Origin of the sequence: Syntrophomonas sp., from assembly GCF_028707975.1 — a bacterium.
Taxonomy (GTDB): Bacteria; Bacillota; Syntrophomonadia; order Syntrophomonadales; family Syntrophomonadaceae; genus Syntrophomonas.
The window spans coordinates 1-9,781 of sequence record NZ_JAQVZX010000071.1; the positions used below are offsets into that span (position 1 = coordinate 1).

The 9,781-nt window shown below is 42.2% G+C and carries 12 protein-coding genes; all 12 read left to right on the plus strand.

The window, feature by feature from the left end:
- Positions 1–57 precede the first annotated feature (57 nt).
- Complete coding sequence (locus PHP87_RS08930; RefSeq protein ID WP_299920497.1) at positions 58–450, plus strand: bacteriohemerythrin; 393 nt, start codon at positions 58–60, stop codon at positions 448–450.
- A gap of 181 nt (positions 451–631) precedes the next feature.
- The gene (locus PHP87_RS08935; protein WP_299920499.1) at positions 632–1,480 is read left to right on the plus strand and encodes a prohibitin family protein; all 849 of its coding nucleotides are present in this window, start codon (positions 632–634) and stop codon (positions 1,478–1,480) included.
- Between the two features lie 654 nt (positions 1,481–2,134).
- Positions 2,135–2,656: a Na+/H+ antiporter subunit E gene (locus tag PHP87_RS08940; protein WP_299920501.1), complete on the plus strand. Its 522-nt coding sequence runs from the start codon at positions 2,135–2,137 to the stop codon at positions 2,654–2,656.
- A gap of 53 nt (positions 2,657–2,709) precedes the next feature.
- Entirely contained in the window at positions 2,710–2,967 is a 258-nt protein-coding gene (locus PHP87_RS08945; protein WP_299920503.1) for a monovalent cation/H+ antiporter complex subunit F, read from the plus strand.
- Between the two features lie 25 nt (positions 2,968–2,992).
- Positions 2,993–3,307 carry a monovalent cation/H(+) antiporter subunit G gene (gene mnhG, locus PHP87_RS08950; protein WP_299920505.1) on the plus strand — a complete coding sequence of 105 codons (315 nt, stop codon included), beginning with the start codon at positions 2,993–2,995 and terminating at the stop codon, positions 3,305–3,307.
- Between the two features lie 80 nt (positions 3,308–3,387).
- Positions 3,388–3,915: a DUF4040 domain-containing protein gene (locus PHP87_RS08955; RefSeq protein WP_299920507.1), complete on the plus strand. Its 528-nt coding sequence runs from the start codon at positions 3,388–3,390 to the stop codon at positions 3,913–3,915.
- 29 nt (positions 3,916–3,944) lie between these two features.
- Entirely contained in the window at positions 3,945–4,409 is a 465-nt protein-coding gene (locus tag PHP87_RS08960; RefSeq protein ID WP_299920508.1) for a Na(+)/H(+) antiporter subunit B, read from the plus strand.
- Positions 4,410–4,411: 2 nt separating this feature from the next.
- Positions 4,412–4,774: a cation:proton antiporter subunit C gene (locus PHP87_RS08965; protein ID WP_299920509.1), complete on the plus strand. Its 363-nt coding sequence runs from the start codon at positions 4,412–4,414 to the stop codon at positions 4,772–4,774.
- Positions 4,767–6,248: a monovalent cation/H+ antiporter subunit D family protein gene (locus PHP87_RS08970; protein ID WP_299920510.1), complete on the plus strand. Its 1,482-nt coding sequence runs from the start codon at positions 4,767–4,769 to the stop codon at positions 6,246–6,248. Before PHP87_RS08965 ends, PHP87_RS08970 begins: the two co-directional genes overlap by 8 nt.
- A gap of 19 nt (positions 6,249–6,267) precedes the next feature.
- Positions 6,268–7,770, plus strand: coding sequence for a monovalent cation/H+ antiporter subunit D family protein (locus PHP87_RS08975; protein ID WP_299920511.1), 1,503 nt, complete (start codon positions 6,268–6,270; stop codon positions 7,768–7,770).
- Positions 7,771–7,807: 37 nt separating this feature from the next.
- Positions 7,808–8,053 (plus strand): hypothetical protein, encoded by a 246-nt coding sequence (locus tag PHP87_RS08980; RefSeq protein ID WP_299920512.1) that lies wholly within the window; start codon positions 7,808–7,810, stop codon positions 8,051–8,053.
- A partial coding sequence (locus PHP87_RS08985; protein WP_299920513.1) for a Na(+)/H(+) antiporter subunit D occupies positions 8,046–9,781 on the plus strand: 1,736 nt, incomplete at its 3' end. The genes PHP87_RS08980 and PHP87_RS08985, both read left to right, overlap by 8 nt.

A 9,781-nucleotide genomic window follows, 5' to 3' on the forward strand; every position in this document is an offset into this window, starting at 1 on the left:
GTATAGGCCCTATGCTCATAATAATAAAATATGCAAGAAATATGGGGGGAAGGGAAAATGATAAAATGGAAAGATGAGTATAGCGTGGGGGTTGAACATATTGATGAACAGCATCGCAAATTGTTTGAAATAGCCGGGCGGGCTTATGATTTGCTTAAAGATGAGCTGGTAGTGGATAAATATGATCGAATCGTGGCCATTCTGGGGGAGTTAAAAGACTATTCTGTTTTTCACTTCAATTCGGAAGAGGAATATATGAAGAGCATAGGCTACAGAAAGTTTTTATCGCATAAAGTAATTCACGATGATTTTATCGAAAAAATTAACGGCATTGATCTGGACCAGGTTGACGAAAACCAGGACAAATACCTCCTGGACATTCTCGATTTTATTGTTCGCTGGATAGATGGGCATATTCTGGGTCAGGACAAGCAATACATGCAAAGCTGAGTGTCTTTGCTCACTCTCGCTCCGTAAGAGATAGAACGGGTAAGAAACGCTTTAAACTACGCTGTTTGGCTACAGCTTATTGCTGGTGAGGAGGTGTGGCTAGTCCGCTTACTTTTTTGTGATGGAAATGAAGCTGAACTGCCAGCTTTCTGACGGCTTAAGGGGAAAGGAATGGTGTTTGATGGAACCTGAAATAATATTAACTGAAAAAAAGCCGAGTTTTTCATTTATTCAACCTCAGTTTCTTAAAATAGCGCTTATTGTATTTCTGCTTTTATTGTTGCTTACGATACTGCGCCCGCTAGTTATTGTACCGGCAGGTCATGTGGGAGTTAAGCTCAATTTTGGCGCGGTTCAAGAGCCGCCGCTCAAAGAAGGAATTCACTTCATTGTTCCCATATACCAGAAGGTAGCAAATGTTGATTGCCGGGTAAGGAAGGCGGAACACCATGCGGCTGCAGCCAGCAAGGATCTGCAGACGGTAACTTCAATGGTTGCAGTAAACTATCATGTCAGTCCCGCCAGTGCCGCCAACCTTTACCAGCGGGTAGGGATGGATTATGAGAACACGGTAATTGCCCCGGCTATTCAAGAATCCATCAAAGCGGTTACTGCTGGCTACACGGCGGAAGAGCTTATTACCAAACGCGCCGAGGTGGCGCTTAAAACCAGCGAGGTGCTGGAACGCAAACTATTGGACTACCATATTAAAGTAGATCGCTTTAATATCGTAAACTTCGAGTTCAGTAAAGAATTCAACAAAGCCATAGAAGAAAAGCAAACGGCAGAACAGCGGGCCCTCAAGGCCCAGCGTGATCTGGAGAGGATCAAGATAGAAGCCGCTCAGAAGGTTACCCGCGCTCAGGCTGAGGCCGAGTCTCTAAGGATTCAGCGCCAGGAAGTTACTCCTGAACTTTTGCACCTGCGGGAAATTGAGAACCAGCGCCTGGCTATTGAAAAATGGAACGGGCAGTTGCCCCGGGTGAGTGGCGGAGCCATTCCCTTCATTGATGTGAATAAAGTGGAGTAGCAGTCTAACAATCTTGAATTTAGCACAGAACAGGTACCGGCTAGCGATAGTCATTCTGTAAGAAGCATTGCTAAAATTTAGTTAAAACCGGAAATTTCGTAGCTGTTGCCGCCTTGGCTGTATAGGGTAGTGTTGTTTCATTAATACTAAACCTATATAATATTAGGGTGTAGTTGATTATACCAAAGTATATATACTTGCCAGACAAATCCCGAATGCGTTACTATTTTAGAATGTTAATTATACTAAATAAGCAAGTATAAAAAGGTGAAATATGTCCCCCGCTAAGCGGTCGGGTTCTAATTCCCCCGCCTCGTTGCAGCGCTGTGTTGAAACTGCTCCGCAGTTTCTTCCGATGCTTAAAAGCAAGAAATTGCTGAATGCTTACGCCGGAGCTTTTTAAGGATGTTTACAACCTGAAGTAGTTTGTTGTGATCAATTATTAATACCACAAATATTCTTGCAATCTCAGATATAGCTTTTTTAGGCGGCTCGATTTTATGTAGTATTAATTCGTGCATCCTTCCTTTGGGAATGTTTTGTGGATGCATTTTTTTATGCCATAGAGAGGGATTTATGGGAGAAAAACTCATTTTTAAAAAGGTGAAATCTGAACAAGATATGAGCAACATAATCTAGAAAAGGTGAAATATTATGGCTGATAATAAAGACAAACAGGCCAACCCTCCCCAAAACAAGAGTTTTGTTGTAACCACCATAATAATGTTTGTTTTTTGGATGATATTATCCTGGAAATTTGACCTTGTATCTCTGGGTATAGGAGTTATTTGCAGCCTGTTGGTGGCATATTGGTCACATGACCTTTTAATTGGGGAGCCGGATTATGGTATGACCCTGAGAAGATATTTGAGCCTGGCAAAGTTCCTGCCCTGGTTATTGTGGCAGATTGTACTGGCTAACTTGAATGTTGTTTATTTAACGCTTAATCCTAAAGACTTAATTGAGCCTACAGTAATACGCTTTAATCCCGATTTGCAAACGGATATGGGAGTGGTAATTCTAGCCAACGCTATTACCCTTACTCCTGGAACCGTTACTATAGTTGCGAACAAACAAGAGTTTATTGTTCATGCTATTACCCAAAAAGATGCTGAAAGTTTATTGCAAGGAGATATGCAGGCTAGAGTAAGGGATATTGAACAAGGTAAAATATAAGGTATTGCCAGGAGTTTAAAGCCTGAATCATTTTGGGGGAATCGAGGGATTTAATGTTTGAAATTACTATTCTAGTAATTGTTGTTTCGGCTTTTCTTACATTATATCGGATGGTAAAGGGTCCCACTATTTATGATAGGATACTGACTGCCAATATAATAGGAACCAAAACCGTGGTGGTTATTGTATTAGCTGGTTTTGTTTTTGCGAGCCCCCAGTTTTTTGTAGATATTGCACTGGTCTACGCTCTGATAAATTTTATTTTGGTGCTGGCATTCTTAAAATATGTCGAGAAAGGCCGTTTGGATTGATTCAATAAGGAAAGGTTGCAGAGCTATGGATGTGAAAATCTTTTTCGTTATTTTATGCTTAACGCTGGGCAGCTTCTTAATAATAGTTGCCTCTATTGGTGTGGTGAGATTCCCTGATTTCTATACCCGTGTACATGCGGCTGGAAAGGTTGATACTCTGGGTCAGTCTTTGATTCTATTAGCTCTGATATTATATGAAGGTGCGTCTGCTCTTAGTCTAAAAATATTTTTAATTATTATATTAATTTATATTGTTAATCCGTCCGCAACTCATTTTGTAACCCAGGCCGCTTACCTGGCACGTATCTGGCCGTTTGAAAAGGACAAAAAACAACTTTAAATTACATTATGGGAATTTGGCGTACAAATCATTAAAATTCCAACGAGATATAAATATGCTGCTTTCGGGAGATGAATACAATGGCAGATTTAATCCTTTTATTTTTTCTTTTAGTTTGTGCAGTTACAGCGGTAGCCCAGAGAGAGTTATTAAACTCGGCAATTATTCTTTCGATTTACAGCTTAATTATGGCTGTGGTCTGGGTGCGTCTGGGTGCGGTTGATGTTGCTATAACGGAAGCGTCAGTGGGAGCAGGTATCTCTACGGTATTATTTATTGCAGTTTTAACCAGAGTCAAACGGAGAGAGGAGATTACCCGGTTCAGAGTGCAAGTCTTGCCTTTAATCGTGGTTCTGGCTGTAGGTGCTGCCCTGATTTACGGGACCCTGGATATGCCCGATTTTGGCTCAGCTGCTGCAGTAAGCAATACGCATGTAGTACCACGCTATTTGGAAAAGGGAGTAGAAGAGACCGGAACAGACAATTATGTAGCAGCTATTCTGGCCTCATATCGAGGCTATGATACCCTGGGCGAGACCACGGTTATTTTTACTGCTGGATTATGTGTAGTTTTGCTCATCAGATCGGAGAAAAAAAGACGACTTTAGCCTGTTGCCGGGATGGAAGGATGTTGATGATGTCCCCGAAAGAAAAGGATAATGACCTGTATATAGTTGACGATGAACTTAATTCCAATATTATTCGCAGAACTTTGGTGAAAAAACTAATCGCTTTTATCCAGTTGTATGCCCTTTATATAATTATTTTTGGGGAATTGGGTCCTGGAGGTGGGTTCCAGGGAGGAGTAATCCTTGGCTCCAGTATCATTATTTACATATTAATATTTGGCCTGGAAGAAGGAAGAAAAAGGATATCGCAAAAAGCGTCTGATTTCTTCAGTTCTACCGGGGCCTTGATATATGGTGGGGTGGGTTTATTAGCGCTAATATTTGGAGGGAATTTTTTGCAGTATGCTGCATTGCCTTGGGGTGAGCCGCCGGTGGCAAACCACTACGGGATAATGGCGGTTGAAATAGGAATAGGCATCACCGTTGCCGCAACTATGATTATTTTATTCTGTGAAATGATAGGACGAGATTAATTATGATGGATTTTATTCTGGCAAAATATAATTTTTGGATTTATGTGATTATAATGATGATTGGCTTTTATGCCGTAATAGCCAAGAGTAATTTGATAAAGAAAATAATCGGGCTTAATATTTTTCAGACTTCAGTCTTTTTGTTATTTATCTCTATCGGAAAAGTTGAGGGAGGAACCGTTCCTATTTATCAGGGAGTAGAAGCTGTATATATTAACCCCTTGCCCCATGTTCTGATTCTAACGGCCATAGTGGTAGGTGTAAGTATTACGGCAGTTGCATTTGCGCTGGTTGTAAATATTTATCGGGAATATGGGACTATTGAAGAAAATGCAATACTGGAGATGAGCAAGACCGATGATTAAACATTTTCCCGTCCTGGTAATTATAATACCGCTGCTCCTGGCCCTTATTGCTCCTGTAGCAGGGAGGATTAATAGAATATACAGCTGGGTTATTGCTTTCCTGGCAACCCTTTTCTCTTTTATTATTGCGGCGATACTTCTTTATCAGGTAATGTATAGCGGGACAATCAGCTACTGGATGGGAGGATGGGAACCACCCTGGGGAATTGAGTATGTCATTGATTACTTCAGCGCTTTTGTTCTGGCAATAGTTGCCTTTTTAGCTTGGCTTGTTACCATCTTTGCCAGGAAGAGTGTAGCTGCTGAGATTGAGGAAAAAAAGCTTCCGGCTTTTTATGGAGTATATTTACTCTTTATAGTTGGCTTGATGGGAATGATAGTGACCGGGGATATATTTAATCTCTATGTTTTTTTGGAAATTTCATCACTTACCGCCTATGCTCTAGTGGCTATGGGTAAAAGTAGAAGAGCTCCACTGGCGGGCTTCAGATACCTGGTAATAGGGACGGTGGGAGCAACTTTTATCCTGTTGGGGATAGGTTACCTGTATATAGCTACTGGAACCTTGAATATGGCTGACCTTGGAGCCAGACTGCCCGGATTGTTTAACTCCAAGCTGGTAATAACCGCTTTTGCCTTTTTTGCCATTGGCTTTAGCATAAAAATTGCATTATTCCCACTGCATACCTGGCTGCCGGATGCTTATACTTATGCACCCTCAGCTGTCAGTGCCCTGATGGCCTCAACCGGAACCAAGGTAGGTGCCTATGGTTTTATCAGAATATTGTTCACCGTATTTGGAGTTAGGGTTTTCCTCGAACAATGGGTAAGTGTGCCGCATTTTCTGATTGCTGTTTCATCAGTAGCTATATTGATGGGGTCTATCCTGGCTATAGCCCAAACTAATATCAAGAAAATGTTAGCTTATTCAAGTATTAGCCAAATCGGATACATTATATTGGGAGTTGCCTTGATGAATCCTACTGGTTTACAAGGGGGATTACTGCATATATTAAACCACGCTCTTATGAAGTGTGCCCTGTTTATGTCAGTGGGTTGTATTACTTACAAAACAGGTATAACAAGCGTTGCCGATCTCAAGGGATTGGGGTTTAAGCAGCCATATGCCATGGCCGCCTTTACGGTAGCTGCGCTTTCCATGATAGGAATACCTTTAACAGTTGGTTTTGTGAGCAAGTGGTACCTGGCTATGGGGTCGCTGGAAAACGCTATGTGGTATCTCATTCCGGTAATTCTTATCAGTTCAATACTTATGTTGGTCTATTTCTGGAGGGTAATTGACAACATTTACTTCAAAGCGGGAAAGCCAATTGCTGAAGTTGAGGTATCTGATGCTCCTGCCAGCATGCTAATACCAACGGTAGTTGTTGCCGCACTTTGCCTGGTATTCGGAACCCTGGCATTTATTCCGGTAAGCATAACTGAAAAAGCAGCACTATTACTGCTTGGGTAAGAAGAAAGAGGGATAGATTTTGGATGTAGTTACCTCAGCAATGCCATTATATGCCATTCTAATATCGCTGGTTACCGTTGGCTTGGTATTGGCGCGTCCCCAGAAACCGGTCTTCAGGGAGTTTTGTACTGTTGCTTCAGCAATTGTGAAGTTGCTTATTGTTCTTTCTATGCTTCCGTGGATTCGCCAGGGTGCTATCATAAAATACCACCTGCTTACAGTTCTGCCCGGGCTTGAAATTGCTTTGCGGGTAGATGCTCTGGGTATGGTATTTGCGCTCACAGCATCTTTCTTATGGCTGGCAACCTCTTTTTATACCATTGGCTATATGCGTTCTCATTACGAGGAAGATTATGCCAATGACCGGTCCGTGGATCGTTTTTTTGCCTTTTTTCTTATAGCTATGGCTTCAGCTATCGGAACCGCTTTTGCGGGCAATCTTTTTACCCTGTACATATTTTATGAAATACTTACCTTGTGTACCTATCCATTAGTAGCCTATGATAAGACTCCGGAAGCTTTATACAATGCTCAAAAATATTTGGCCCATTTACTGGGTACCTCGCTGTTGTTCTTTTTGCCGGCTATCTTTTTGACTTACTACTACACCGGGACTCTCGATTTTAGTACCAGCGGAATTATGTCAGGCAATGCCCCGGATTCTGTTTTGGCAATAACATTTATTCTCTTTATCGCGGGTATTGCCAAGGCTGCATTAATGCCGTTTCATGCCTGGCTGCCAGCTGCTATGGTTGCTCCAACCCCAGTAAGCGCACTATTGCATGCGGTGGCCGTAGTAAAGGCCGGAGTTTTTACCTTTATCAGGGTTATACTTTTTATTTTTGGCGCAGACTTGTTAAAGGAACTGAATCCAGGCTATTACCTGGCCTATTTTGCTGCTTTTACTATAATTGCAGCTTCTCTTATTGCCTTGCGTCAGGATAATCTAAAACGTCGTCTGGCTTACTCTACGATAAGCCAGTTATCTTATACTATCCTGGGTGTAGCCCTGTTGACGCCAAGCGGAGTAACCGGCAGTGTCCTTCACCTGGTTATTCATGCCTTTGGTAAAATTACCTTATTTTTTGCTGCTGGAGCTATCTATATAGTTACCGGTAAAACTGAGATCAGTCAAATGGATGGCATAGGCAAACAAATGCCTTTTACAATGGCGGCATTTACCATAGCTTCGCTGTCGATGATTTCCCTACCCCCGGCGGGGGGATTTATAAGCAAATGGTACTTGAGCATGGGAACGATTGAAGCCGGTCAGCTTGCTCTCCTGGCTGTTCTGGCTATCAGTTCTTTGCTAAATGCAGCTTATTTTCTGCCTATTGTTTATCGGGCTTTTTTGAAGCCGACACTGGCTGCCAACGGACAACAAGTAAATATTGCCAAAATAAAGGAGGCCCCTGTATTTATGGTAGGGGCACTAATGGTTACATCAGCGGCAATTTTGTGCTTCTTCTTTGAACCAGGTGTTTTCCTGGATTTAGCCCGGATGATTGTCGCTGCCATGTAATATGGCGGGCTTAAGGAAAGAAAGGGAGGCTTAGAAAATGAAAAGGATTATGGCCTTCATGGACAGGCCTGATATAAGAAAAAAAACCCGCTGGATTCTTATTGCCATCCTGATAGGGCTGGTTTTAATAGATCCCTTTATGGAAAAACACCCGGTTTTTGCAGTGGAAAAACTACCGGCATTTTATGCAATTTATGGTTTCTTAAGCTGTGCTTTAATCGTTGCGATATCCAAGATTATTGGCAAAGTGTGGTTGCAAAAACGGGAGGATTATTATGACTAGCTTTATACCGCCTTCCGGGATATTCATTGCAGGCGCCCTCTTGCTTCCATTATTTAAAGGGAAATGGCGGAGTTTTTTAATTATCTTGCTGCCCGTTTTAGCTTTTATAAGCATGCAGTTCTTGCCGGAGGGAAATTCCGGCCTGGTCAAATACCTGGAATATATACTGGTTTTTAATAGAGTTGACCGCTTAAGCCTGGTTTTTGGAAATGTTTTTATAATAATGGCCTGGGCAGGCGCCATTTATTCCCTGCACGAAAAGGATATCTCCCAGATTATTGCAGCATTTATTTATGTTGGCAGTGCCCTGGGAGCAGTATTTGCAGGCGATTATATAACTCTTTATATCTTTTGGGAAGCAATGGCTTTCAGTTCCGTTTATCTTATTGCTGTAAGAAGAACCGATAAAGCCAAAGCTGCCTCCTTTAGATATATACTGGTGCATCTTTTTGGGGGGATGCTGCTCCTGGCAGGAATTATACTGCATATAGGTAACACGGGGTCAATTGAGTTTAATTTTCTGGGATTAAATGGTCTGGCTTCATATCTCATACTTTTGGGATTTGCTATTAATGCGGCCATTCCACCACTTTCTGCCTGGTTATCCGATGCCTATCCGGAGGCAAGTGTTATTGGTACTGTTTTTCTAAGCGCCTTTACTACTAAAACTGCAGTTTATACTCTGGCCCGAGCTTTCCCGGGAACTGATATTCTGGTCTGGGCGGGTATTATTATGGCGCTGTATGGCATTGTCTTTGCGATATTGGAAAACGACATGCGTCGCATATTATCCTATAGTATTATCAATCAGGTAGGTTTTATGGTAGTGGGAATAGGGATAGGTACACCTATGGCCCTAAATGGGGCAGTTTCGCATGCGTTTGCTCATATTCTTTACAAAGGTTTGCTGATGATGTCAGCAGGAGCCGTACTGTATACTACCGGGCGCAGCAAATGTACCGAACTAGGCGGATTGTATAAGTCGATGCCCATTACCCTGAGCCTGTGTCTAATTGGAGCGGCTTCCATTTCGGCTTTTCCTCTTACCAGTGGATTTGTGACCAAATCCATGATTACTGCTGCTGCTGCTTATGGCGGTTTGACTACCATCTGGATGCTTTTGACCCTAGCTTCTGCGGGGGTATTTTTACATGCCGGAATCAAGTTTCCTTATTTCGTGTTTTTTGCCCAGGATAATGGATTAAGACCTGAAGAAGCACCGGTCAACATGTTGATAGGCATGGGTATACCGGCAGTTCTATGTATTTTTATTGGGGTATTTCCCCAGACCCTGTATCAAATTCTGCCTTTTGCCGTAGATTATGTTCCCTATACCTCATACCATGTTATTACTCAATTACAGCTTTTGATGTTTTCCGGACTCGCGTTTTTCGTGTTGTTAAAATATCTGCAGCGAACCAATACCATCACTCTGGATACAGATTGGTTCTACCGCCGGGGGGGGCAGATAGTGCTTAATTTCGTAGGGACGCCACTGGTACAGCTGAGTAATAATTTAAGTAAAACATTCCTGGAAACAATACCGGTCTTTCTGATTCGCTTGGGAGAGAATCCGACAGCAGCAACTAAGATTGGGATAGATACTCTGCTTGTATGGGGTAATAAAAAGCTAGGCAGGAAACCTTCATATAAAAAACTCCTTAGACAAAAGAAAATCTATCCCCGCAGCCAGATAAAGCCTTTATCAATAGGGGCCGGAGTGGCTTT

What these genes read in the sequence shown, in the direction of transcription:
- PHP87_RS08965 (WP_299920509.1), top strand. Translation starts at nt 4,412, where the DNA reads ATGATGGATTTTATTCTGGCAAAATATAATTTTTGGATTTATGTGATT.
- PHP87_RS08930 (WP_299920497.1), top strand. Translation starts at nt 58, where the DNA reads ATGATAAAATGGAAAGATGAGTATAGCGTGGGGGTTGAACATATTGAT.
- PHP87_RS08935 (WP_299920499.1), top strand. Translation starts at nt 632, where the DNA reads ATGGAACCTGAAATAATATTAACTGAAAAAAAGCCGAGTTTTTCATTT.
- PHP87_RS08970 (WP_299920510.1), top strand. Translation starts at nt 4,767, where the DNA reads ATGATTAAACATTTTCCCGTCCTGGTAATTATAATACCGCTGCTCCTG.
- PHP87_RS08980 (WP_299920512.1), top strand. Translation starts at nt 7,808, where the DNA reads ATGAAAAGGATTATGGCCTTCATGGACAGGCCTGATATAAGAAAAAAA.
- mnhG (WP_299920505.1), top strand. Translation starts at nt 2,993, where the DNA reads ATGGATGTGAAAATCTTTTTCGTTATTTTATGCTTAACGCTGGGCAGC.
- PHP87_RS08960 (WP_299920508.1), top strand. Translation starts at nt 3,945, where the DNA reads ATGTCCCCGAAAGAAAAGGATAATGACCTGTATATAGTTGACGATGAA.
- PHP87_RS08955 (WP_299920507.1), top strand. Translation starts at nt 3,388, where the DNA reads ATGGCAGATTTAATCCTTTTATTTTTTCTTTTAGTTTGTGCAGTTACA.
- PHP87_RS08940 (WP_299920501.1), top strand. Translation starts at nt 2,135, where the DNA reads ATGGCTGATAATAAAGACAAACAGGCCAACCCTCCCCAAAACAAGAGT.
- PHP87_RS08945 (WP_299920503.1), top strand. Translation starts at nt 2,710, where the DNA reads ATGTTTGAAATTACTATTCTAGTAATTGTTGTTTCGGCTTTTCTTACA.